Here is a 25084-nt window from a genome sequence, read left to right as displayed (position 1 = left end):
TCAAAGATGCAGGCCCCATGCGTCTCTACGAATTGGCCTGGTACCTGCATCTCAAAGAAGTGGCGATCAAAGTGTCTGAACCTGACGATGAGCTTTTCGTAGTCGTGGCAGAGTTCGGTACGAAAGGCATCCGCCAAGCTGCCTACGAAGCAGTCAACGAAGTGTGCCAGCAAATTCGCCGTGACATCACTCTCTGCGTCTGGACCGCTCAATCCGCCTGGGGCCTCCAAGTCGCCGACTACGCGCTCTGGGCGACTCAAAGACACCTCGAAGGGAGGAAATGCACATGGTACGAGCCTTGCATCGCGCCCACCCTCGCCAGCATTTTCACCCCCTGGGGACGGGCTTAAACGTAATGAAACCGGCTATCCCACCTATCGAGGTAGGAAGTCCTCCCCTGGAGGACTTGTCGCCGGTTTCTATGGATAACGATACCCAGCCCAACGCCTGAAGGACAACCCCCAGCACACATTGAGTTTGGCGCCTACACCGACACCACCGAAGGCCACGGTTACTAGATACGCTTCTTGGAGGTGGCCCTAGGGCGAGCTGACTTCCCGGCACTCGCATCATTAGCATTCGGCTCCGATGCGGCATCGAGAGCTCAAGATCATACAGAAGACTGGCGCAGGAGCTCGAACTCGCACGAGCCTGTAGCGGCTCGCGAGGAGCGAACCAGAGTCACTGGCCGCAACCGCGTCTCACCCACCAGATGCATCACGGCTGAGCATTCCTCCAGCCCGCCCCCTGTGTGCCTCGCCGACAAGCGCAGCGTCACAATTAGCGTCATCAGTAGGCGGGTGACCAAAACACTCGATCCCCCTTTCCCCCTCCCGCCACTAACCCTAGAAGGGCCCTCCTATGCCTCGATCCAAGTCTTTCGCCGCGTGCCTACTTCTCACGGGAGCACTCGTCGCCTGCGGGTCTGATGAAAGTGACTCCGCTTCAACGACGAGCGAGACAACATCCACGTCCTCAAGCGCATCCGCCGCAATTTCGTCCACAGCCACCACATCCGTCACAACGACCGCAACCACGGCAACGGAAACAGCCCCTGCAGTGGAGCCGGAAACTTTGGTGCCCCAGGCCGAAGCGCCCTACATCGTGGAATGCATCATCACAGACAGGCCAGGTCCCGCCCGCATGTCCGACGGCACCATCGTTTATTCAGACGACTGCTATCGGCAGGGCATCGCAGAGAAAGGTGTAGCGGAGTGTCCCGGCGGTGGGTTTGCCGCAGTCCTCTCGGATTGCCCTCCCGGAGGCATAAAAGACCTGAGCAAGATCCCGCACGCAGAGGGCGGCACGTGCGCAAACTCGATATGCGGGTATGGGTACGACGAGAATGGCAATCCGAACCCTACCTCCGGAGAAATCCAATTGATGCATGGGTGTGAAAAGGGATACATCGACGACCCAGACAAATGCGCCGCTGTCGCCAGCATGGCCGAGCAGTACGGCTGGTGACGCAAAATTCGCCCCAAGAAGCGACAAGGCTCAACATTGGGGCGGCTTGTCGGCGACCACGATTCAAGTGGGAAACATAGAACTTCCTGTGTGTCGCAGGGTGAGGTTCGAACGCAACGTGAAGGTCGCAAAGCTTGGCGAAATGATTAGCAGCCCAGTGACAAGGGACCGGTGCACCGTGTTTGTTGCTCAGTGGGTAATGGGGATGCTCAAGGGACAACCGCAGGAGGGGAGACAAGGACGACCCGTCGTGAACATCGACGACTGGGAAGTCTCATCGCTTGGAGAGCCACACGTATTTGTTCACTCACTCGGTCTATAGGTGACAGCAGACGAACCTGAGATTTCAGTGGCTCGCTTCCGCAATAGATGCGGCAGCAGCTGTCGGCCTTTTTAATTTTGCGGACGCAAACGTGAAGCCGGCACAGCAACAGATAGGGCATGCATCGGCGCCGGCGACTCTCACCCCCTACGCTGATCCTCTTTCAGGGGCCTGGAATCAACGATTCGATAAATCGATGTTTCTCGGATGCCGTGAAACATGTCAACGGCCCTTCCCCACCGCAGTAGAAAAGGGCCGTTCATCTGGTGCGCCATGAGGGGCTCGAACCCCCGACCTACTGGGTGTAAACCAGTTGCTCTTCCAGCTGAGCTAACGGCGCGTGCCAGAAGACTTTAACACGCCCACCCGGGCGCGCCAAAGCCCAGGGTTACTTCTTGGTGCCGGCAGCGGTGAGGCAGGAGCCCTGCCAGTCGCCGAGGCGGTCGGCCTTGGTCTGAACGAGTCCGGCGAGCTGAGCGGATTCGGAGATGTCGCCGGGGTTGACCGCGTCCGCAGACGCGGCCGACGGGGTGAGCAGCCAGATGCGGCCGCCGTCGGCGAGGTTGCGGGCGGCGTCGACAAGCGCGTCAACGAGGTCGCCGTCCGAGGAGCGGAACCAGAGCAAGATGACGTCGCAAAGCTCGTGCGAGTCTTCGTCGAGAAGCGGGCTCCCCAGCGTGTCCTCGATGTCCTCTGAAATGGTGGAATCCGCGTCCTCGTCCCAACCGATCTCCTGCACGACGCTATCGCTGGCGATGCTCAGACGGTCCGCGTAGCTGCCGACACCCTCGGTGCCCAAATGTTCATCCTCCTCGTGAGCGCGAAAATATACATAGAGATAATACCTGTCTTTGGCTTTCGCGCGGGGAGAGTAGGCTAGGACGGGATAAGCAAGCTGCAACCAACGGAGGTTCACACGTGGCTGATCTCGACCCCAAGAACAAAGACACGAACGGCAACGGCCGCGAGTCCAACATTCCTGTGATTCGCGAGGGCGTCGCGTCGTATCTGCACGACCAAGACCCGGAAGAAACCGCCGAATGGATGGACTCCTTCGACGGTCTCCTAAGCTCCACCACCCCCGAGCGCGCCCGCTACCTGATGCTGCGTCTCATCGAGCGCGCCTCTGCGCAGCGCGTGCCGCTGCCCGCACTGTCCTCGACCGACTTCGTCAACACCATCCCCACCACGATGGAGCCGGACTTCCCGGGCGACGAGAAGATTGAGAAGCGTTACCGCCGCTGGATGCGCTGGAACGCCGCGATCATGGTCCACCGCGCCCAGCGCCCCGGCGTCAAGGTCGGTGGCCACATCTCCACCTACGCTTCCGCAGCTGCGCTCTACGAGGTGGGCTTCAACCACTTCTTCCGTGGCAAGGACGCTGAGCAGGGCGGCGACCAAATCTTCGTCCAGGGCCACGCCTCCCCTGGCATCTACGCCCGCGCCTTCCTCGAAGGCCGCCTCAGCGAGGACGACCTCGACGGCTTCCGCCAGGAGCACTCCCGCCCCGAGGGCGGCCTGCCGTCCTACCCGCACCCGCACGGCCTGCCCGAGTTCTGGGAGTTCCCGACCGTGTCCATGGGTCTCGGCCCGATGAACGCCATCTACCAGGCACGCTTTAACAAGTACCTGCACGACCGCGGCATCAAGGACACCGACAAGCAGCACGTTTGGGCATTCCTTGGCGACGGCGAAATGGACGAGCCCGAATCCCGCGGCCTGATCCACATGGCCTCCCTCTACGGCCTGGACAACCTGACCTTCGTGATCAACTGCAACCTGCAGCGCCTCGACGGCCCGGTTCGCGGTAACGGCCAGATCATCCAGGAGCTCGAAGCCTTCTTCATCGGCGCTGGCTGGAACGTCATCAAGGTCGTCTGGGGCCGCGAGTGGGACCAGCTGCTCGAGAAGGACAAGGACGGCGCCCTTGTCAACATCATGAACAACACCAAGGACGGCGACTACCAGACCTTCAAGGCCAACGACGGCGCCTACGTCCGCGAGCACTTCTTCGGCCGCGATGAGCGCACCCGCAAGCTCGTCGAGGACATGACCGACGACGAGATCTGGGCACTGCGCCGCGGTGGCCACGACTACCGCAAGGTCTACGCCGCCTACAAGCGCGCGATGGAGACCAAGGGCAAGCCGACCGTCATCCTCGCCCACACCGTCAAGGGCTACGGCCTCGGCCACAACTTCGAGGGCCGCAACGCGACCCACCAGATGAAGAAGCTCACACTCGAGGACCTCAAGCAGTTCCGCGACGCGCAGCAGATTCCGATCTCCGACGCTGAGCTGGAGAAGGATCCGTACCAGCCGCCTTACTACCACCCGGGTAAGGACGCGGACGAGGTCAAGTACCTCAACGAGCGTCGCAAGGAGCTCGGCGGTTACCTGCCGCAGCGCCGCGAGTCCTACACCCCGCTCGAGTTGCCCGACTTCGAGAAGACCTTCAAGGCCAACTTCAAGGACTCCGGCAAGCAGAACGTCGCCACCACCATGGCGCTCGTGCGCACGTTCAAGGCGCTCATGCGCGACAAGGAGGTCGGCAAGCGCATCGTGCCGATCATCCCGGACGAGGCCCGCACCTTCGGCCTCGACTCCTGGTTCCCGACCCTGAAGATCTACAACCCGGTCGGCCAGAACTACACCCCGGTCGACCACGACCTGCAGCTGTCCTACCGCGAGGCAACCGACGGCCAGATCCTGCACGAGGGCATCAACGAAGACGGCTCCACGGCCTCCTTCATCGCCGCCGCCACCAGCTACGCGACGCACGGCGAGCCGATGATCCCGATGTACATCTTCTACTCGATGTTCGGCTTCCAGCGCACCGGCGACAACTTCTGGGCCGCCGGCGACCAGATGGGCCGCGGCTTCATCATCGGCGCCACCGCCGGCCGCACCACGCTGTTCGGCGAGGGCCTCCAGCACATGGACGGCCACTCCCCGATCCTCGCGTCGACCAACCCGGCCGTGGTCACCTACGACCCCGCCTTCGCCTACGAGATGCCGTACCTGATCCACAAGGGCATCGACCGCATGTACGGCGCCGACGGCGGCGAGAACGTGATGTACTACATCACCGTCTACAACGAGCCGACCCACCAGCCGGCTCGCCCGGAGAACCTCGACGTGGAGGGCCTGCACAAGGGCATCTACCTCTACGACCGCGGTGAGGACAAGGACCTGACGGTCTCGCTGCTCGCCTCCGGTATCGGAATGAAGCAGGCACTGCGCGCGCAGGAGATCCTCCAGCGCGACTACAACGTCGGCGCCTCCATCTACTCCGTCACCTCCTGGGTCGAGCTCGCCCGCGACGGCGCAGCCCTGGCCAAGGAGAAGCTGCAGTCGCCGGGCAAGGACGTGGCAACCCCGTTCGCCACCACCCAGCTCCAGCAGACCTCGGGCCCGTACATCGCCACCTCGGACTTCGCGACGGACCTGCAGGAGCAGATCCGCCCGTACGTCCCCGGCCAGTACATCGTCCTGGGTGCAGACGGTTTCGGATTCTCCGACACCCGCGAAGCAGCACGACGCTACTACAACATCGACGCTGAGTCCATGGTCGTCGCCGCGCTCATGGGCCTGGCCAACGAGGGCAAGCTCGACATGTCCGTCGCCGAGCAGGCCGCCAAGGACCTGCACATCGACGACCCGACCGAGCCCAACCCGAACGGCGGCACCGACGAGTAATCGTTGTGTGAGCCTGTGAGGGCGTGAGGTTGTGACCCCGGTCCCGGCGTTTGCCGGGGCTGGGGTTTCGCCTTGCGCGGGGTTGTTTGCGCGGGACGTGCACGTCCTCAGGCACCTGCCGCGCGCGAAACCCCAGGACGCATTTGCTTGAGGTCGTGCACGCGCGTCCCGGCGCCCGGCTTGCACGTCCTCAGGCACCTGCCGCGCGCGAAACCCCAGGACGCATTTGCTTGAGGTCGTGCACGCGCGTCCCGGCGCCCGGCTTGCACGTCCTCAGGCGCCTGCTGCGCGCAAAAGCCCAGGGCGTGTTTGCTTGAGGTCGTGCACGCGCGTCCCGGCGCCCGGCTTGCACGTCCTCAGGCGCCTGCCGCGCGCGAAACCCCAGGACGCATTTGCTTGAGGTCGAGCACGCGCGCCCCGGCGCCCGGCCTGCACGTCCTCAGGCGCCTGCTGCACACGAAACCCCAGGACGTGTTTGCTTGAGGTCGAGCACGCGCGCCCCGACGCCCGCCCTGCACGTCCTCAGGCGCTCACCACACACACAAAACCCCAGGGCGCGTTTGCTTGAGGTCGTACACGCGCGTCCCGGCCCCCGCCCCAGAAGGAGCCTCGCACCTCAGTGTCGCGCGTAGTGGACTCTGCGGCGTTTGAGTTCGCCGTCGTTAAGCGGTGCGGGCACGTTCCCCGCGTAGGGGTCGTTCTCCAAGCAGCGCATGCGGCGAATTGCCCTGGCGACGCGGGCCTCGAGCACTCCGCCCCAGACGTCTGCCCATCCGGCGCGCAGGACGAGCAGGCCCTGGTTGAGCAGGTATTTTTCGCGGAAGCGCTCCTCGTGGCTGACGATGTCGCTGGTGTACTTGCCGCGCCCGTCCAGCTCGACGCAGATGAAGCCGTTGATCAGCAGGTCCATCCTGCCGTGGTGGTGGGAGCGAGCAAGGTCGAGGTATTCAAAGCTGACTTGACCCCGGATTGAGTTGAGGCCGGGGATGCGGGCCTCGATGAGCGCGTGCCGGCCGACTGTCTCGAGCGCCGTTTGGGATGTTGCGGCCGAATACTCAATGACCCGGCGGAACATGGCCAGCCCCTTCGCGCGAGGAAGAGTGCCAGCAAGCTCGAGAAGTTCAGCCTCGGTGACCTCTGGGCGTCGGAAACGCGCCGACTCGAGCACGACCAGCGCGGCGAGCGGGCCGTAGTAGCGGCAGGTGTCGAAGGCCATCTGGATGGTGCTCGCCACCCGGATCCCCTCGTGCTCGACGATGTGCTCGGGCGCGAGGTACCCGCTGCGGTAGATCGCATCCGTCACTCCCCCACGCGATTTCGCCGCCCTCACCGCACCGGGCAGCAGCAGGTCGACGCTGTTGACGCGATCGAGCGTATGCAGCCCGCGCAGCTTAGCCGCCGCGGGCCCCGTCACCACGGCCGAGCGCGTGCGCGCAGCCACCCCCCGAATGAGTTCGAGCTCCCCCATGCGCACATTTAAGCACGCAAACGCAGCACTAGCTCGCAGAGCTTATCGACGCCCCACCTACAGGCGCGCACGCCCCACCAACAGCAGCGGCGAAAATCAGCGCCGCCGTTGCGACAGTCGCCGCACCGCGGGCCTCGCGAGAGTTCAGCGCAGAAGTGACCCTGGCATTGAACTCGCTAGCTGCCCTGGACAGATGCGGGTCGTGGATACCCATGGTCTTCTGGATCTCAGAGTTGGCGGAGGCGATCCGCGCGCCGACGTCGCGTGCAAGCGGAGCCATGCCCGGGATCTCGAGATCTGTCGCGAGCGCGAACGGGACAAGTAGCAGCATCGGGATACCGACTGCCGAAGCAACCGCAACACAGGTCGCGTCCACAGGTTCATCGAACGAGCCCGTGTCAACCGGGGGTGCTACCGGGGTTTCGGGTTGTTCGGGTGTGTCCTCGCCCGGGGTTTCGGGTTGTTCGGGTGTGTCCTCGCCCGGGGTTTCGGGTTGTTCGGGTGTGTCCTCGCCCGGGGTCTCTGGTTGCTCGGGAGGCGTCACGCTAGGCTCCTCCGGCGGCTCAGGCAGCGTCGGGGGAACATCCCAAATCATGCCTCCGAGAAGGATTCCGACGCCGGCGGCATTGCCAAATATCCGATGGGTCACAGGGTCGTGCCTCGTTTCAGACTCGTAGAACTGAGCAACCGGAAGGTCCGTCGAAACACCGTGGATGGGTTCAACGCCCGCCACGGCCTCAACAACCTCGACCTCGAATTCGAAGGTGTCGATTGAGTTGTCCTGGTAGCGCACCTGAGTAGAAACTTTGTAAGGCCCCGGAGCCACATCTGCAGTTGGCGAAAGGATGAGCGATCCGTCTGTCCTCAGGTTTAGCCAACCCGGCAGCTCAGATTTGGGGGTATAGAAGCCCATGTTCCGGCTCAGATTCGGCCCCTCCACCCCGATAGGGTGTCCCTGTGTGACGCGAATCGGAGCTGCGTAAGCTGGCTGCAGCATCGTCGCAACACTGGGTTCGACGTTGACGGAAAACCAGGCGTGCTGGGTGCTGCCGTCAGAGTAGGTGGCTGTGATCTCCACACGATGCTCGCCGACCTTCTCGTCAGGTCCCGGGGTAATTCTGATTCTTTCGTGCCCCTCGGGAACGATCCAGTCATGGTTACTATCGACGGTGACCACGGGCAGGGGGTCCTGCAACAGGTAGTTAGGCTGAAAGGGGTACCACAGATAAGCCTGCCGATCTTGCACCACGGTCACTGTACCTCTGTTTCGAAACTGCTCCTGCGCGCTCGCGGAAGGAAGCACAGGCGAGGTCGAAACCATGGGAGGAACCGCAAATGCGGAGCCTGTCAGGGCGAGGGCGACAGCGAAGGTTGGGAGGGTCTTGCGTGACACGGGGAGTCCTTAGATTTGGGGAGAGCACGCGCAGTGGGCCGGGCGCAAAATAGCAATACTCTGAGTAAACCAGTTGCTTAACGTTATTTCCCAAGCCGCAGGTGCGTCCTTCGCCACCTCCACGCACGAAAACGCGGCCGGGTCACATCAGTTCCCGGCCGCGCATCGCAGGTGCGTTAGCTCTCGGAGCTGCCGTCCGAGCTCGCAGAGCTTGTCGACGACCCGTCTTCCGGACCACACGCGTCATACACAACCGTGGAGAGAATCAGCGCCGCAGCGATGACGCCCGCCACCCCGAGGGCCTCGCGGGCCCCGCGGACGGAATCCAACTGAGCGTTTACTTCAGCGATCTGGGTGTTAACGTCCTTAACAAACGGGGTCAGACCCGGGATGTTTATCTCCGTCGCGAGCACGACCGGGACGAGCAGCAGTGCCGGGATAGCAACTGCCCATCCGAGCGCGATACAGCTCGCATCAGCGGAACCGCCGATGAAGGCGCTGCTGCCCGGAGAAACAGTGCCGTCCGGGTATTCAGCTAGGACAGCCACAGCTTAATCGGGCGGAGTCAGCGTAGCGCCCGGCTTCATCGAGATAGTCCCGTCACCATTTACCGTGACCCAGGCATGGGTGGGGTCGGCGGGAGCTCCGAAATCCTTCGATTGGCCCTGTTTAATCTTGATATTTGGGTAGGCCGGGTTGAATTGCCCCGAGTTAAGCGGAGGGGCACTGTTGCCGTTAATGTCGCCAACTTTTAGCTTCGCAGACCACTCCGGTGCGCGGACTCACTCAGTCCCCTACCACCGGCCACACGTCGCGGATCAGGCGGAGGATGGCGGTGGCGACGGTGCTCGGGGCGTCGAGAGGCGGCATGTGCCCGCTTTCCGGGAGAAGCTGCACGTAAGCGCGCGGCCAGATCTCGCTGAGCCGCTCGGATTGGGACACGGGCGTGACGGCGTCCCGATTGCCCACGAGGATGTAGCCGGGCAGTGTCGACAAGACTTCGGCGGCCTCGAGTTCCGAGTGGTGCACCAGGTCGTCGAAATAGCCGGCGTAGGTGTCCAGCGGGGTCAGCTGCATCATCGCCGCGTGGAACTTGACCACCGCGTACCCCACGGGGCGGAAGTAGAACCCGAGGGCGAGGATGGGGGCGACGATGTGGGTCCCGGCGTCGAGAAGCGCGCCCGACAGGCGCGGCGCGCGGCGGTACATCCACTTCAGGGCGGTACCCACCCAACCTGCGAGAATTTGCGGCATGCCCTGCTCGGCGAAGGGCTCGACGGCCGAGGAAATCTGCACCGTGCCCGCAAGGTCGAGCTCGCTCGCGTATCGACGCATCAAGGACAGCGACACCGGTCCCCCAAGCGAATGGCCGACCACGATGAGCGGGCCGGTGATGCCGCGGTCGGCGAGGACTGCGCGGACGTCGTCGGCCGCCCCGTCGATCGTGCACAGTTGCGGATCGGCGTGGCCGGTCTCGCCGTGGCCGCGCAGGTCCACGAGCAGCTGGCGCACGGGCAGGGAGGCAAGCTCGTCGACCTGCATGTAGAACTCGTCAGACGAAATGTTGAAGCCGTGGACATACAGCACGGTGAACGTCGCATCCTCGGGGCCGCGCTCGAACCAGTGGACGTCGATGCCGTCACTGCGGGTCACACCCGACCTGTCGTAGGTCAGGCCTGCGACGGGGCGGGGATTGAAGGCGTCGAAAAGCGAGCGCGGCCGACGTGGCCTGGGACCGCCGGTGGGCTCGGCCGTGGGTGTCATGAGGCCCAAGTGTATATATGGGTGCATGGAGCTTTCGGAACGACTGGGCCAGCGCCTCGACCTCGGCGGACTCAACCTCGGCACAGATGAGGCCGATGTCACCGGCGCCAGCGTGCTCAGCCGCCTGGCGCACCTGATCTCCGAGGTCTCCGGCGTCGATGCCGAAACAATCGAGCCGAGCATGACGCTTGCCGACGCCGGCGTATCCTCCCTCGACCGAATCGAACTCGCCGTGCGCGCCGAAAACGAGTTCGGCGCGCGTGCCGACGACGGCCCCTACCCCGCCAACCCCACCGTGGGCGAGGTCGCCGAGTGGCTCGAGGCCAACGCGCAGGAGTAGGGGCTTAGCACTCAGGCTTTAGCCACCGAGCACGATCCCCTCGCGACGCGGATCCGCGCCACCAACGATCGCCCCGTCACGGCGCACCAGCGCCGACAACCCGCTTGACATCGAGTCCGTGACCACCTCGTGACCCTTATCTTCGAGCGCATCCACTACCCCATCAGCGTCGCCTCCACTGACCAGCGGGTGCTCGCCACCGATCCCAGTTTCCGGAGTGTTGCGGGCACCGAAGTTCGGGGCCGAGATCGCCTGCTGTGGGTTCATGCCCCACTCCGTCATTCCGAGGAACGTCTTAAGCACGTACTGAATGATCAGCGATCCGCCGGGCGAGCCCAGCGCCATCTCCGCCGCGCCGTCCGGGCCGAAGACGATGAACGGAGCCATGGACGAGCGGGGCCGCTTCGCTGGCTCGACTCGGTTGGCCGCTAGCTCACCGGCCTCGTTGCGCGGCTCGGCGGCGAAGTCCGTCAGCTGGTTGTTAAGGATGAAACCGCGCGTGAAGTGGAACGAGCCGAAAGCGGCCTCGACACTGGAGGTGAACGACGCCGCATTGCCTTCTGCGTCGATGACGTTGACGTGGGTCGTGCCGTGCTCGGGAGTGTCCGCTCCAGCACCGACTGGAGATAGCAGCTCACCCGGCTGCGCCTTGCCCATGGACTGCGCTGGGTCGATGAGTTCGGAGCGTTGGGAGATGTAGGCGTCGGCAAGCAATACCTCCGTGCCCCCAGGAATCGGTGCGAACGCCGGGTCGCCGACGTACGCGTCGCGGTCGGCGTAGGCGAGGCGCTCGGCTTCCGCAACGAGGTGGATGGCCTCCGCGTCCGGCAGCGCGCCGTCGGGGCCCGGGTTCTCGGGCGCGAAGCGGGCCAGGTCCTGGTCCTCGAGCAAGCGCAAGGTCTCCAGCACCGCGACGCCACCGCTTGACGACGGCGGCATGCCACACACGTCCCTACCCTTGTACTCCACGCACAGGGCATCCATGACCCGCGGCGTGTACCCGGCCATGTCTGCCGTGGTCATCCGCGACGGAGTGAGGTCCTCCGCCTCCCGCGTCGCCTCCGTGACAATGTCGGCGGCAATGTCGCCGGTGTAGAACTCGTTCGCGTCGCGCGCAACCGCCCGCAGCACCTCCGCGTACTCGGGGTTGGTCAGCTCCGTGCCGGCGGCAAGCGCCTTGCCCTGGTCGTCCAGGAAGTACTGCGCCGCATTCGGGCTGGCTGCGAGCTGCTCCGCGGAATCAGCAATCGACGCAGACAGGCGCGGAGACACAACGAACCCCTGCTCAGCGAGGTCGATCGCCGGCTGAATGTCAGACTGCCAGTCCGCGTGGCCGAACTGCCTATGCAGCTCCGCGAGCGCGGCGACGATGCCCGGGACACCAATAGAGCGCCCGGAACTGCGTGCGTCCGGAAGCGGGGTCGTCGGGTTGGCCTCGTCGATGTGGATCAAGTAATTCTCGTCCGCGGCGAGCGGCGCGACCTCGCGGCCGTCGATAGCGACGCGCTGGCCCGTCTTCGCATCGCTGTACAAGATGTAGCCTCCCCCGCCGATACCCGACGACTGCGGCTCCACCAATCCCAGCACAAACTGCGCCGCGACCACGGCATCCGCCGCGTTGCCGCCCTTGAGCAGCACGTCGCACGCCGCCTTCGTCGCAACCGGGTTCGCGGTGGACACCGCGAAGTTTTGCGCGCGCACTTCCTGCATCCCGCTGCGGTAGCCGGTGCCAATCTCAGGGGCGGTTTCGATGTTGCGCTCGCCAGTGTTGGCGCTGGTGTCCTCGCCCGTTACGTGGCCGGATACGCCGTCGGCGGGCTCACAGTTCGCGACGTCCAGGGTCTCGACCTTCTGCGATTGAGCCTGGGCACTGCTTGGCGACGCAACAGACGTGTCAGCCTGACCCGACCCCTGCGAATCACCCGTCTGAGCACTGCACCCCGAAAGCACCAGGCCTGCAGTAGCTGCCACTGATATGACTACTCGTTTCTTCGCTGCCATATACGAATAATTCCACATGCGAAACGGGCTCACAGGCGGTTCCGCATCTAATTCAGGGGCGGATTATGTGGTGCAGCGTATACGGATGATTTCGAGTGGCGCTCGGGGCTGCACGACCTCAGCGTGTACTCGCGCGCAAAACCCCAGGACGCATCTGCTTGAGGACGTGCACACGGCGGGCTGCACGTCCTCAGCGTGTTCTCGCGCGCAAAACCCCAGGCCGCGTTTGTTTGAGGTCGTGCACGGGGTGGGGCTGCACGTCCTCAGCACGATTTCGCACACAAAGCCCCTGGACGCATCTGCTTGAGGACGTGCACGAGGCAGGGCTGCACGACCTCAGCGCCTCGTCGCGCGCAAAACCCCAGGACGCGTTTACTTGAGGTCGTGCACACGCTTCTCGACGCCTGGCCCTGCACGCGCGCCCAGCGCCCGCCCTAGTCAGCGACGTAGAACAGCTGCTTGTTCACGAACTCGTCCATGCCTAGGGGCCCGAGCTCGCGGCCGAAGCCGGAGTTTTTGACTCCGCCGAAGGGCAGCTCTGCGCCGCCTGCCTGCGGAATGTTGATGTGGATCATGCCTGTCTCGATGCGGTTCGCCACGTTGCGGGCGCGCGTGATGTCGGAGGAGAACACGGCGCCGCCGAGGCCGTAGTGGGAGTCGTTGGCGAGTTGTACGGCTTCGTCGTCGGATGAGACGCGGTAGATCTCGGCGACGGGGCCGAAGAACTCTTCGTAGAAGGAGTCGGAACCGACCGGGATGTCCGTGACGACGGCTGGGGTGAAGTAGGCACCGTCGCCGGTGAGTTCGCCGCCGGTGTGGAGTGTCGCACCGGCGTCCACGGCCACGCGGACTTGACCAGCGAGCTTCTCTGCGGCGGCACGCGAGGACAGCGGATAGTACTCGTTGGCGCCGGGGTTCATGGGGTCGCCCTGGGTGAATTGCTTGGCCAGCGAGACCATCTCGGCGACGAAGTCGTCATAGATGTCGTCCATGACGATGATGCGCTTGTTGGAGGTGCAGGCCTGGCCGGTGTTGGCGATGCGCTTCTTCCACGCCTGCTTGGCCGCGGCGGCGACGTCGTCGGTGTCGAGGATGATGTAGGCATCCGTGCCGCCGAGCTCAAGCAGTGCCTTCTTGAGGTTCTCGCCCGCGGCGGCGGCCACGGCGCGCCCGGCGCGCTCGGAGCCGGTGAGGGACACGCCTTGGATGCGCGGGTCCGCAAGCAGCTCGCGGACCTGGTCGTGGGTGGCGTAGATGTTGGTGAACAGCCCCTGCGGCGCGCCCGCCGAGACGAAAATGTCCTGGATCGCCTGGGAGGAGCGGGGGCAGATCTCCGCGTGCTTGAGCAGGATGGTGTTGCCGGCCATGAGGTTCGGCGCGGCGAAGCGCGCGACCTGGTAGTAGGGGAAGTTCCACGGCATGACGCCGAGGAGCACGCCGAGCGGCTCGCGGCGCAGCACAGCGGTGCCGCCGCTGTGCTGGAGGGGTTCGTCGGCGCCGAACTCGGCGCCGTGGTCGGCGTAGTAGTTGAAGATGTCCACGACCATGCCAATCTCACCGTCGCCCTGGTTGATCGGCTTGCCCATCTCTTCGGCGATGATGCGGGAGAGGTAGTCGCGGTTGGCGTCGAAAAGCGAGGCTACCTTGTGCAGTACCGCGGCGCGGTCGTCGTACGAGCTCGTGCGCCACGCACCAAACGCGTCGTGCGCTTGGGCGAGTGCGGTCTCGAGCTCGGCGTCGGTGATGAAGTCGAAGGTCTCGACGATCGTGTCGGTTGCGGGGTTTTGAACTCGGTAGTTATCGCTCATGGCGCCCATGGTACGGGCGCATGGTGAGCTGCGCCTCGAACCCGGCCTCGCCCGCCAGGGCGTCGAGGGCGCGCTCGAACTCGCGCAGCTGCGGCGTCGGCGCGTGGATGACCTCGCGGCAGGAGTAGCCCTCGGGTGTGCGGTGCCAGCGGGTGAACCAGGTGGTGTCGTGGGCGTCGATAAGCGGCTCGACCACGGGAGCCGGCGGCAGCGCGCACAAGAGCTTCTCGACGCCCCACCGCGCCCGCGCCGACATCCCCTCGATAACGAGGATGGCGGTGGCGGGTGACGCGCAGGTCGCGCGCCACGGTGACGGTGCGGCCAGTGTTGTTGTCATGCGGGGACCTTCCGGTTGCGAAAGCGGCGCATCCCGCTCCCTGCGGGCGAACCGGTGACTAGCCGGGCGACCCTAAAGGAGTGTGATGCGAGACGAGGTTCGTCTTCCCCAACGGCCTCAATAAAACTCTTGGCCGATCATGCGTCACGTCCGCCACACCTGACAACCCTCAACCGCAGCTTGATACCCCTTTTTATTGAAGTTCAGGTTGAGGTTTACGCCCCCTACGACAGCTGCGCAAACACCGCGTCGTTGGTCTCCTGCCACAGCGTCTTGGCCCACTCGCCGAAGTCGCGGTCCGTCAAAGCAACCATGGCGGTGCCGGCGCCGGGCACGTCGAGCCACGACGGCACGAACCACAGGTACGTTCCGGCCGCGCCGAAGTGCCCCACGGTCTCCGGCGGCATGGTGTTGCCGGTCCAGTGCGGGGACTTCTCCCCCTTGATCTCGAAACCGAGGCCCCACGGGCACGGGTTCTGCGAGCCGTAGCCGGGAACGATGCCGCGCAGGTCACCGAACTGGTTGGTGCACGCCTCGCGCAGGGTTTCCTCGGCGATCAGCGTCGGCGCGAGCAGTTCCGCAGCGAAGGCGGTGAGGTCGCTCAGCCGCGCCCGGCCGCCGTGGCCCGGGGAGCCGTAGATCTCCGCGCCCTCCATGCCGAGCGGGACAAAGACTGCTTCGCGGGCGTATTCGGCAAACGACACGCCCGCCTCGCGCTCCAGGAGCTCGCCGAGGATCTCGTATCCGGCGGAGGAATAGATGCGGCGCTCGCCCACGCCCTTCTGCGGGGTGGGCTCGTCGAAGCAGACACCACTGGTGTGCGCGAGCAGGTGGCGCACGGTCGAGCCCTCCGGGCCCGCCGGGGTGTCGAGCTCGAACACGCCCTCCTCCACGGCGATCAGGGCGGCGTAGGCCGACAGCAGCTTGGTCACGCTGGCCAGCTCGTAAGTACGTGTCGTGTCGCCGGAGGTGGCTTCAACTTCTCCGACGAGCGCGGCAGAGACGTTGTCGACGGGCCAGTCCTCGAGGAAGGTGCTCAGGTTCATGACCTCGATACTAGCGCGGCCGGCCTGGCCTCCTCGCGCGTGGATTCTTCCCTGCCCGTCCGTGAGCCGCTCACCGTCCTCGCGATGCCACCGATGAGCTCGAGGACGCGGGAAGTGATTTCCAGCTGAGGCATTCTAGTGCGCGATTGCTTATCGACGCCCCCTTAAACCAGCTCTACCTCCACTCCACCTTCACCGCGTAGTTCTCGATTTGGGTGCCTCGCGTCAGCGCCTCGCCGTGGTTGCGCAGCAGGACCTCGGTGTGGGCGCTCGCGCGCTCCAGCAGCCCGCCTTCGACTGCCTCGCGCTGCGCCTCCTCTTCCCGGCCGTCGAGGAAGCCCGCGACGTCGTCGACGGTGACCTGGTTAATCGGGTTGAGGGTCTGGTCCAGCACGGTGATGCTACCCGGGTCGATCGTGGCGTCGATGACCTCCGCGCGCGGAGCCGTGATGGTGAGGGTGCGGGCGGGGTCGTCGATGGTGGCGCGGATAAGCTCGGCGTTTCTGATGCCCGCGGTGACCCGGCCGCCGTAGGTGACCGCGAACTTCTTGCCTGTAAACGGGATGGCGCGCCCGGCGATGCGGAAGCCCGCCTCGTCGAAGGTGCCCACCTTGGTAAAGACGTACTCCTCGGTGCTGAGCTCGGCGATGTCGTTGAAGGACGCGCCGAGCTCCTCCGAGGTGATCGTCTGCTCCCCGCGGCCGAACAGCGCCGGGCGCGCCAGAATAAACCCGGCGGCCATGATGATCACCAGGCCGAAAACGAGGGCGACTGCGAGGGCAACGGCGCCGCCGCGGCGCTGCGGGGCAACTGTGGTGGACATGCGAGCTCCTTGCGTGTTGGCTGAGCTCCCAGTATATCGGCGCCTACCTGGGCCGAGCCGGGCTCGTGTTACCGCCGTACGCATGAATCGCCACGCCCCCGTAGCCTGTATGTATCCCGCAACCCCGACCAGGAAGAACCCATGGCTGGAACAACGAAACTCAACCGAGACTCCACAGAAAACTCAGAGAACACCGAGAACACAGAGAACACCCAGAAGGAATCAGCCAGCGGCTTCCTCGGCGTGATCGAGAAGGTCGGCAACAAGCTTCCCGACCCATTCTGGCTCTTTGTCATCCTCTCAGGGGTCGTGGTGGTGGCGTCCTGGATCGGCGCCCGGATCGGGATGTCTGCTGAGGACCCCGGCACCGGCGAGACGATCCGCGTCGAGTCCCTGCTTACGGCCGAGAACATCTCGCGCATGGTCACCGACGCGGTGGAGAACTTCATCTCCTTCCCGCCGCTCGGTGTGATCCTCGCCGTGATGTTGGGCGTGGCCGTGGCCGAGCAGACCGGGCTGTTGTCCGCCCTGGTGCGCGCGATGGTGGCCAAGGTCGGCCCGAAGATGCTGACCTTTATGGTCGCGCTCGCCGGCGTGACTGGCTCGGTGGCCTCCGACGCGATCTATGTCATCATCATCCCGCTCGGCGCAATGGCGTTTTACGCGGTGGGCCGCTCCCCCATCGTCGGAGCGATGGTCGCGTTCGCCGCAAGCTCGGCGGGTTTCAACGCCTCGCTCGTGCTCAACATCACCGACCTGCTCCTTGCCGGTATCTCCACCTCCGCGGCGCAGATTGTCGACTCCGAGTATGTCGTCTCCCCGCTGGCCAACATCTTCTTTGTCATCCCCTCCGCCGTCGTGCTCGCGCTGATCATCACAGCGGTCACCGAGCTCTTCGTGGACAAAAAGGCCCACCAGCTTGTGGACCACGACGACCTCAACGAGTCCGAGCTCTCCTTCGACAACGCCGTCGACGCCGACACGCCTGACGACGCCACCGGCGACGACCTCGAACTCTCCCCCACCGAATCCAAGGCGTTGCTCGCCGCAGGTGTCACCCTTCTGGTGTTCCTGGCCGTGTTCTTCCTCCTGTTGTTCCTGCCGGCCTCCCCGCTGGCGACGCCGGAGGAGGGCTTCATGAACTCCCCGCTCATCACGGCCATTGCCGTGCCAATCGCCATCGGTTTCTTCCTCTGCGGCCTCGCCTACGGCCTGGTCGCTGGCACGATCTCCAGCGGTGCTGGCATTCCCGAAATGATGGCCGCAGGTTTGAAGACTCTGCTGCCAATGCTGGTGCTCTTCTTCGCCGTGTCGCAGTTCCTCGCCTGGTTCCAGTGGTCCAACCTCGGCTCCTGGACCGCGATCCGCGGCTCCGAGCTGCTCCAGCGCTGGGATCTGCCGGTTGTGCTGCTGTTCACCGGCTTCATCGCCATGGTCACCCTGATCAACCTGCTCATCACCTCCGGTTCCGCACAGTGGGCACTCATGGCGCCCGTGGTGGTGCCGATGATGATGTACGTGGGCATCTCCCCCGAGGTCACCCAGATGCTCTACCGCGTCGGCGATTCCCCGACGAACATCATCACCCCGATGTCGCCCTACTTCGCCCTGGCGCTGACGTTCCTGCAGCGCTACTACAAGAAAGCTGGCGTGGGCACGCTCATGTCGCTGGCCCTGCCGTACTCGATGTCCATGCTCATCGGCTGGTTCATCTTCTTCCTCATCTGGTACTTCCTGGGCATCCCCTTCGGCCCGGGCTCGCCAATGTCGTACGAGCTTTAGCTTGACGACGCCCGCGGCGCGCCCCACCCCCGGGCTCATGGCACGTCGTGGAGCAATAGCCAACAAGCTCACCGCAGAAGGCTTCTTGACGCTTCCTTCCCAATAACTGGGACAACACTATGTGGACGCTGTAATATTCATGATTGTTTTGGTTGGCTCCCTACTCTAGTTTCCCGGGAAGGAACGATGAAGAAGATTTCCTTTACGGCCGCAGCTCTCGCCTCGGCCCTGACACTGTCCACAGTCGCGGCCCCGCACTCTAATGCGGCGACGATGACGTACAACCCTGCTGATGACACCTGCACTGTCGACGCCACTGCGTCCGAGGCAAAAGCGGTCAGCGAATCCACGCCCCTCTTCTTTCTCGCGACATTCGTTTATGAGAAAGCAGTCGCTGATCCCGATCTCAAGCCAAAAGTCGATGCTTACATAGCAGCACTAGAAAAGCTTGACGCTGAGGGAAGGTCCTGGGAAAATTCCGAAAACCTTTCCCGTGCTAGTGAAGAGCTTAATGCTGCGGCCGCCGAAAAAGGTCTCGCTTTACGGCCCACGGAGGAGTTGCCGGGAACTCCCGACCCTGCCCTCGACCTCGATTTGGGAATCTCGTTCTTGATTGCCTTTGGGCACACCGTTAAGAACGCACCGTACGACGACAAAACGATGGATGACACATCTCCCCGTACCGATTTCAAGCCGGTGTACACCGCCTTCGTCCAGGAGTTCTATAACGGGATCCCGGCCGACTGGAAGCCGCTGACCGACGACAAGCTGTCCGCCGAGGCGAACGCGTACGTGCAGGCCGCCCGCCCACGGACGGAGGAATCCGCCAAGAAGATGGACGCGCTCGCCCTCGCTTGTCAGGAAAAACGGTCTGCAGAGATCGACCTTCTCCCGTCCAAGCCGATTGAAGAGCGCCCGGATACCGGAGCCGGTTCCGCAGACAGCGACGCTGCCACCGCGATCGGGGCCCTCGTTGGTCTGGCTGCGGTCCTCGGCATCCTTGCTGCTATCCTGCCGCTGATCAAGCAGTCCCTACCCGCTCAAATCCAGGCTATGCTGCCCTAGCTGTACTGATCGGGGCCGTTGGTCTGCGTTGTGCGATCCGCGGCTCCGAGCTGCTCCAGCACCGGGAGCAGCCGGTTGTCCTGTTGTCCACCGGCTTCATCGCCACGGTCACCCTGATCAACTTGCTCATCACCTCCGGGTCTGCGCAGTGGGCACTCATGGCGCCCGTGGTGGTGCCGATGATGATGTACGTGGGCATCTCCCCCGAGGTCGACCTACTTCGCCCTTGCGCTGGCACTCGAACCGGTAACCGTATCCCCATTAGACCTTTCCCAAGGAGCGGAATTGATGAAGAAATCCCTCATTGCAGCCGCTACGGCTGTAGCGCTTGTCGTCCCAGCATTTTCAGCGCCACACGCCAGGGCCGCGAGCTTGACGTACGACGCATCAACCGACACCTGCACTCTGGAGCTGACAGAGAAAGAGGCGAACAGCCGTCTAACCGCAGATCCTGAAAGCGCGGCCTTTGCAGCCATCTACCGCTTTGCTTGGGAGGACAAGGAGATAGCTTCCGCTATCATCGCCGTGCAAAATGCCAGAGACGATGCTTTGTGGGGCGAAGATTTCGAGGCCGCATTGTCCGAAGTTGGTGCTCGCACAGACGCACTCGACGCTTTGTTCCAAGCTAAGGGGATGGTCCCCGAGCCAGCCGAAAGCGAAATCTACAACCAGATCTTTCCGGCTCCGAGCGATATCATCCTAGAAGGAATTGGTCTTGAGGAATCCGGGCCTGCCCAATGGGAACCTTTTGAGCAGTGGTCACGCACTGAGAACCCTGGTAGCGAACTCGAAAAACTGAACGCCTGGTACAAGGCATTCGAGGACGGTTACACCATTTCCAATACCCAGCTGAAAAATGAGGTCACCGCCGCCATAGAGGTGGTGCGTCCGAGCGCCGAAGAATTTGCCCGGAAGAAAGACGCGCTTTACCAGGCATGTATGGAAAAACGGTCCGCGAGTGCAAGCCTCGCAAACACTGGGTCCCCAGTGGAAGGCTCCTCTGGGAGCATCGCAGCGATTAGTATTGCGGTCATTGCAGCTTTCGCTACGACGTTTGGCATTCTCGCCGCCACACTGCCGATGATCAAGCAGTACTTGCCGCCCCAGATCCAAGCATCGCTCTTGTAGGACGGACCCCACCGACGGTGCGGTGGAACTTCTTTAGAAGCACAGTCGTGAGAAGTGATCCAACCGTCGGAGTCCGTTAAGATTCGTCAGACCCGACGACGCACCGAATTCGCGTGTCAAAAGCGCTACCGAAAGCCCTGCGTTCCGAAGCTGCTCATACTTGGGCAATTACTCGAGTCACCCTTGCAGCAGAGTGTTGAAGCGTCCTGGGTTTAGTTCCTACCTCTTACTAAGGAAGGGTTGGACACTGTGCCGAGGAAGTACTCCGTCGAGTTCAAGGACAAGGCGATCCATCAGATCATTGAGATGGCCCGCCTGGAGTCTTGCTCCCTGCAACGCGCCTACACGCAGGTGCGTTTGCGGTAGAAGCGTGAAACAGGAGCATTTGGGAGAAGGAACCGAAAGTGAGCAACGACTATTCATTCGAGATTGTCGACGAAGGCAAGTACTTCATCCACTACCTCAATGTGAGCGGCGAGGGTTGGGCCGCGATAGTTGAGAATGAGGACGGTGGCGCCGCCGTCATCTTCACGGACCGGAAGAACGCCGGGGGCGTAGCAACCGCACCGTGGCATGACAACGATTGGGCTAACCTCCTGTCGCACCACTGGGTGCGAATGGCAAAGGAAGGATACCGGGCCGAGGACGTATTCGACACCCTGGCCTATAAGTACGCGAAAGAAGTCATGCGGTTCGGCCACCTGGCGAAGGACCTATCTGCCGCCCTCGGCAACGGCCTGTACTCGGACGAGTAACTGACCGCCACCAAGTCTCTTTCATTTTCCTCATCTGGTACTCCCCGGGCATCCCGTTCGGCCCGGGCTCGCCAATGTCGTACGAGCTTTAGCTTGACGACGCCCTCACGGCCCACCCCCACCTTCCGCGGCACACGCGGTCGGTGGGGTTTTCTGTTGGTTTCTCGTTCCACTACTCGCTTGATCCAGTTCTCCGCCTCGCCACGGTTCCCGGACCCACTTCAACGAGCTGAAGATCACAAAACTGCGCCACCACTTTGCGCATATAAAACAAGCAGCGGTGTATACAATTCGCCCATGAAGAAGACTTGCATCTCTCTGGCAGCGGCCTTTGCGCTCGCTGTGTCGAACCTCCCTGTAGCCCAAGCACAGACCGACTCAACTGAGCCGACCACGTCATCGTCCGACCTGAGCAGCGATACGTCGTCTACCTCGTCGGATTCAAACGAGAACTCCTTGAACAACGAGTCAAGCGACCTTTCCGATGGGGAAATCGCCGCGCTGGTAATCGGTGTCCTCGCGGTCGCCGGACTCGTCGCGGGTGGTGGCTTCTGGGCAATTCAGCAGCGCCTCAGTCCGAATCCCCTTCCCGGTATCATCCCGGGACCGCCCGCACTCCCCCAGATGGCTCCTGAGCCAGCACCCGCCCCGGCTCCAGCACCCGCCCCGGCCCCGCCTCAGGCATGGGCTCCCGCTCCCGCTCCCGCCCCGGCACCTGCGCCTGCTCCACGTGGCACGCGCTACGCGAACTGTGCAGCGGTCTGGAACGACCTCGGTCGGCCCATCCGCCGAAGCGACCCCGGTTTCGCATCGCACCTCGACCGCGATGGCGATGGCGTAGGGTGCGAGCGCCGCCCCCGCTAGGTCATCTGTCGGCTCATCCCCACATCTCAAAGCGACTCCCGCAACGGCCATCCTCCGGTGCTCGCAGCCGCGACGTTACCCACCCTCATGATTGGATCTCCATGAAACGCCTGATTCTGACCCTGGCCGTCGCCGCCACCGCCTCTCTTGCTGCTTGCGGTGGTTCCTCCGAGCCAGCGCCCCCGACGACCGTCACTGTCACAGCTCCGGGGACCACCGTCCGAGAGACATCCACCATCACGCACACCGTGACCGCCACTCCTTCACCGGCGGAGGCACCCGCCCCGGAACCGGCAGCTGAGCCCGCACCGGTTGAAGAAGCGAACGGCGGTACACAGCCCATGGGCTTGTTCGCACCCGCTCCCGCTCCGGAGCCGGCTCCTGCCAGGTCCGCGTACTACGCAAACTGTTCAGAAGCCCGTGCTGCCGGTGCTGCTCCGCTCTACGCTGGCTCGCCCGGATACTCCAGCAAGCTCGACCGCGACGGCGACGGAGTCGCCTGCGAGTAGGCTCTTACGCCACACGGTCTGTCCCAATCGGGGCAGACCGTTTTCCTTGGCGGCCTACCCGATCTGCACCTTCGTGGCGCAGTCGATCTTTGCGTACGGGCGCCCCTTGTCATCGATGGACTTCAGGGCATAGTTGCCGCCATACGCGCGGCACCCGGTGTACTGTCCTCCGCCGCCGTTCGACCCGGTGCCGCGGTTTCCCGATGCCCCGGAGTCCGAGGCAGAGGTTCCCGGATTCGTCTGGCCCACTTGCGGAGCTGGGGCCGGTGACGGGGCCGCGAGGCGTTCCTGCTCCGCCTTTCGCTCCGCTTCAACGCGCTCCTCTTCTTTTCGGGCCGCTTCTCGACGCCCCTCTTCCTCCGCCACAGCACGCTCGAGATCCGTATGAGCACGGTTGAGCTTCTTCTCGAGGTCAGCAACCGGGCGTCCATAGCTGTCGCCGAACGCGTCGCGCTGGAACGAGGACTGCCGCTCCCCGGCCCGCTCCAGCGTCTTCAGCCCAGTCTGTGCCAATGCCAGACGGGCAACTAGGCGGCGTGCCTCTGCAAGGTCTGAATCGAGATCCAATCTATTCATGGATGCCGCAAACTGCTCCGCGTCGCTTACGGCGGACTGCGCCTCGTTCAATGCCGCAGCGTCTTCTGCCGCGACGAAACAGTCCGGTCCCAGTGTCGAGATCCCGCGCTCTTCGCGCGAGGCCTCCTGCTCCGCGGCACGCACTTCCGAGTAGAAGCGGTGGTTGGGCGCAATATCCACTGCAACCCCCAACCCTTCCCTCGCGATAGCGGCGTTGACCAGCTCATCACCGACAAAGACGCCGGCCAGCGTCCGTCCGTACTGGTCCAAACGCTCTTCATCGAACTCCAGCTTCACCTCGGTACCCACCGGAATTAAGCCTTCCAGAAAGGTCCGGGCGTCTTCTGCGAGGCATTCTGAAGGCTTCCCGTCGCGTCCGATCTCCGGAGTATTCACGTTCAGCAGCCGCACCCTCGTCGTTTCCCCGTCCAAACGCACGTCAATCGTGTCGCCGTCGACGAGCTTCTCCACGACAACGGGATCACTACTAACTATCGAGTTGACGACGGCGCCCCCAACAAGGATCGCCCCGGCCCATCCCACAAATTTTCCGAAACCCATTTGCCTCAGAGTATTCGAATGCGATCAGCCGTCCGACCATGACCTCAGCGGGTTACCCGAGCATCCCGCTGAGAAGCACCAGAGCCACGGCCGCACCGATCAAGTACCGCCACTTTCGATCCATCGGCTCCGGGCGCGGGTCGTCACCCATGCCACGCGCAATCGTCTCGTATTCGCTTCCGAGCATCTGCTTGAGCTCCGCGTTGCGTTTAGCCCTCTGCTGCCACTCCTCCAGGGCACGGCGATCTTCACGTTCGCAGTAGAGCCACCACGCACCCGGCACGGCGAACGCAGCTCCGGCAAGCAGCGATCCGAGGAAATCGGCCACGCTTTCTGGGTCGGTGATTGCGCCGAACATCACGACGCCGCCAAGGACCACGCCTACCCACGCCCACATCTTGCGCCGGCGCACCTGGGTTTCAGTACGGCCCAAAAAGTCCACACCAGCCTGCTGCGAAGCGATCGCGGTGTCACCCGAGGGTGAAGAACCGGCCGGGCCCGTCAAACCGTGAGACGCGGCAGGAAAACCCGCCCCACCAAAATCGACCCTCGAGCTGCCAGCGATTGAGGGGTCAGTCGGTTTCGGTTCATTCGGATCCTGGGATGCGGATGGGAGCGGTGGGAAAGTCATTGATCCTCTTTTCGTCAATGTGGGAAACACCCAGACCGTAACGCAACGGACGGACATGGGTAAATGAAGTTCGAACACCTCGCCAAGGAAAGCGCTGTCCTGTGGGGCAAACAGTCCCCTCAAACCAGCGCGGCGCCTGTAGCGCTAGGCAGTAGGCGCAGCCGTCGCCGGGTCAGCGGGAGCTGCGGGATCTGCAAGCGCCGCAGGGTCCGCAGGCGTCGAGGAGCTTGCAGACATAGCCGGATCCGCGGACATCGCAGGGCCAGACGACAATGCCGGGACCGCAGACATTACGGGGTTCGCACCCGTCGCATCACCCGGCACACACGGCGCAAGCATTGCGGCAACAACCCCAAAAAGCGCCACACTCGCTGCACCAGCCCCCAACCACTGAGCGTGCTCCGGGCGCATCGCAATACCGAACTCATTGGCCTGGCGCACCAGGTCCTCGTTGTAGATGCCAATGTTGCGCTGGAGCTCCGAGTTTGCCCGCGCAATCCGATCCTGGGCGTCACGCACCACCGCGCTCAGACCCGGGATCTCCACCTGGGACGCCACCGCCAACGGCAAAGCAATCAACAGCGCACCAGCGATACCGCCAACAGCGGCCACGCATGCTTCCGACGCACCGGGCTGCACCGGGGTCGGCTCGACGATAGGCTCTTCGATCAGGGGCGGAATCCCCTCCTCAACCTTGTCGCAAATGGTGATGTGGAACGCGGCCTCATCACACCCATCCTCGGGAGAG

The 25084-nt window shown here is 63.7% G+C and carries 21 protein-coding genes, 1 tRNA gene and 3 pseudogenes; 11 read left to right on the top strand and 14 right to left on the bottom strand.

The features are described from left to right. Positions 1–350, top strand: a pseudogene (locus VVR41_RS10050) (hypothetical protein); the annotation flags it as partial. A 793-nt stretch (positions 351–1143) separates the two neighbouring features. Continuing rightward, the gene (locus VVR41_RS10045) at positions 1144–1467 is read left to right on the top strand and encodes a hypothetical protein (RefSeq protein ID WP_368524651.1); all 324 of its coding nucleotides are present in this window, start codon (positions 1144–1146) and stop codon (positions 1465–1467) included. 586 nt (positions 1468–2053) lie between these two features. On the opposite strand, the gene VVR41_RS10040 is transcribed toward VVR41_RS10045, so the two are convergent. Together VVR41_RS10040 and VVR41_RS10035 are read right to left on the bottom strand one after the other, a co-directional pair. Beyond that, positions 2054–2129: transfer RNA gene (locus tag VVR41_RS10040), tRNA-Val, on the bottom strand. Between the two features lie 48 nt (positions 2130–2177). Then, entirely contained in the window at positions 2178–2588 is a 411-nt protein-coding gene (locus VVR41_RS10035; protein ID WP_368524650.1) for a DUF3052 domain-containing protein, read from the bottom strand. Positions 2589–2707: 119 nt separating this feature from the next. Here VVR41_RS10035 and aceE point away from each other — a divergent pair, with 119 nt between their 5' ends. Beyond that, positions 2708–5485: a pyruvate dehydrogenase (acetyl-transferring), homodimeric type gene (aceE, locus tag VVR41_RS10030; protein WP_368524649.1), complete on the top strand. Its 2778-nt coding sequence runs from the start codon at positions 2708–2710 to the stop codon at positions 5483–5485. Positions 5486–6101: 616 nt separating this feature from the next. On the opposite strand, the gene VVR41_RS10025 is transcribed toward aceE, so the two are convergent. From VVR41_RS10025 to VVR41_RS10010, 4 genes are all read right to left on the bottom strand, one after another. Next, complete coding sequence (locus VVR41_RS10025) at positions 6102–6953, bottom strand: hypothetical protein (RefSeq protein ID WP_368524648.1); 852 nt, start codon at positions 6951–6953, stop codon at positions 6102–6104. A gap of 28 nt (positions 6954–6981) precedes the next feature. Continuing rightward, positions 6982–7950, bottom strand: coding sequence for a Rib/alpha-like domain-containing protein (locus tag VVR41_RS10020; protein WP_368524652.1), 969 nt, complete (start codon positions 7948–7950; stop codon positions 6982–6984). Between the two features lie 572 nt (positions 7951–8522). Then, complete coding sequence (locus tag VVR41_RS10015) at positions 8523–8894, bottom strand: hypothetical protein (protein ID WP_368524647.1); 372 nt, start codon at positions 8892–8894, stop codon at positions 8523–8525. Between the two features lie 238 nt (positions 8895–9132). After that, positions 9133–10110: an alpha/beta fold hydrolase gene (locus VVR41_RS10010; RefSeq protein WP_368524646.1), complete on the bottom strand. Its 978-nt coding sequence runs from the start codon at positions 10108–10110 to the stop codon at positions 9133–9135. Positions 10111–10135: 25 nt separating this feature from the next. Between VVR41_RS10010 and VVR41_RS10005 the strand changes: the two genes are divergently transcribed. Further along, positions 10136–10450: an acyl carrier protein gene (locus tag VVR41_RS10005; protein ID WP_368524645.1), complete on the top strand. Its 315-nt coding sequence runs from the start codon at positions 10136–10138 to the stop codon at positions 10448–10450. 18 nt (positions 10451–10468) lie between these two features. Here the strand turns inward: VVR41_RS10005 and ggt are convergent, their stop codons facing one another. The 5 genes from ggt to VVR41_RS09980 form a co-directional block, all read right to left on the bottom strand. Next, entirely contained in the window at positions 10469–12469 is a 2001-nt protein-coding gene (gene ggt, locus VVR41_RS10000; RefSeq protein WP_409338308.1) for a gamma-glutamyltransferase, read from the bottom strand. Positions 12470–12885: 416 nt separating this feature from the next. Further along, positions 12886–14259: an NAD-dependent succinate-semialdehyde dehydrogenase gene (locus VVR41_RS09995; RefSeq protein WP_368524643.1), complete on the bottom strand. Its 1374-nt coding sequence runs from the start codon at positions 14257–14259 to the stop codon at positions 12886–12888. Next, positions 14249–14596: a hypothetical protein gene (locus VVR41_RS09990; RefSeq protein ID WP_368524642.1), complete on the bottom strand. Its 348-nt coding sequence runs from the start codon at positions 14594–14596 to the stop codon at positions 14249–14251. The genes VVR41_RS09995 and VVR41_RS09990 overlap by 11 nt, the downstream gene beginning before the upstream one ends. Positions 14597–14820: 224 nt before the next feature. Beyond that, entirely contained in the window at positions 14821–15642 is an 822-nt protein-coding gene (locus VVR41_RS09985) for a serine hydrolase domain-containing protein (protein ID WP_368524641.1), read from the bottom strand. 175 nt (positions 15643–15817) lie between these two features. After that, positions 15818–16465, bottom strand: coding sequence for a DUF4230 domain-containing protein (locus VVR41_RS09980; protein WP_368524640.1), 648 nt, complete (start codon positions 16463–16465; stop codon positions 15818–15820). 141 nt (positions 16466–16606) lie between these two features. Between VVR41_RS09980 and VVR41_RS09975 the strand changes: the two genes are divergently transcribed. From VVR41_RS09975 to VVR41_RS09945, 7 genes and pseudogenes are all read left to right on the top strand, one after another. After that, positions 16607–18247: an AbgT family transporter gene (locus VVR41_RS09975; RefSeq protein ID WP_368524639.1), complete on the top strand. Its 1641-nt coding sequence runs from the start codon at positions 16607–16609 to the stop codon at positions 18245–18247. A gap of 186 nt (positions 18248–18433) precedes the next feature. Further along, complete coding sequence (locus tag VVR41_RS09970; protein WP_368524638.1) at positions 18434–19312, top strand: hypothetical protein; 879 nt, start codon at positions 18434–18436, stop codon at positions 19310–19312. 5 nt (positions 19313–19317) lie between these two features. After that, positions 19318–19512, top strand: a pseudogene (locus tag VVR41_RS09965) (AbgT family transporter); the annotation flags it as partial. Positions 19513–19600: 88 nt separating this feature from the next. Further along, on the top strand, positions 19601–20440 hold the full coding sequence (locus VVR41_RS09960) for a hypothetical protein (protein ID WP_368524637.1): 840 nt from the start codon (positions 19601–19603) through the stop codon (positions 20438–20440). Between the two features lie 404 nt (positions 20441–20844). Continuing rightward, a complete protein-coding gene (locus VVR41_RS09955) occupies positions 20845–21195 on the top strand; it encodes a hypothetical protein (protein ID WP_368524636.1) in 351 nt (116 codons plus the stop codon). A 297-nt stretch (positions 21196–21492) separates the two neighbouring features. Beyond that, positions 21493–22059: an excalibur calcium-binding domain-containing protein gene (locus tag VVR41_RS09950; protein ID WP_368524635.1), complete on the top strand. Its 567-nt coding sequence runs from the start codon at positions 21493–21495 to the stop codon at positions 22057–22059. A 101-nt stretch (positions 22060–22160) separates the two neighbouring features. Next, entirely contained in the window at positions 22161–22568 is a 408-nt protein-coding gene (locus VVR41_RS09945) for an excalibur calcium-binding domain-containing protein (protein WP_368524634.1), read from the top strand. Positions 22569–22622: 54 nt separating this feature from the next. On the opposite strand, the gene VVR41_RS09940 is transcribed toward VVR41_RS09945, so the two are convergent. The 3 genes and pseudogenes from VVR41_RS09940 to VVR41_RS09930 all read right to left on the bottom strand — a co-directional run. Next, positions 22623–23705: a thermonuclease family protein gene (locus VVR41_RS09940; RefSeq protein WP_368524633.1), complete on the bottom strand. Its 1083-nt coding sequence runs from the start codon at positions 23703–23705 to the stop codon at positions 22623–22625. 52 nt (positions 23706–23757) lie between these two features. Next, positions 23758–24138, bottom strand: coding sequence for a hypothetical protein (locus VVR41_RS09935; RefSeq protein ID WP_368524632.1), 381 nt, complete (start codon positions 24136–24138; stop codon positions 23758–23760). Between the two features lie 342 nt (positions 24139–24480). Then, a pseudogene (locus VVR41_RS09930) lies at positions 24481–25084 on the bottom strand (hypothetical protein); the annotation flags it as partial.

Origin of the sequence: Corynebacterium sp. LK2510 (genome assembly GCF_040946405.1) — a bacterium.
Lineage (GTDB): Bacteria > Actinomycetota > Actinomycetes > Mycobacteriales > Mycobacteriaceae > Corynebacterium.
The sequence above is the reverse complement of the archived record's forward strand: the minus strand, read 5'-3'. Positions and strand labels throughout refer to the sequence as shown.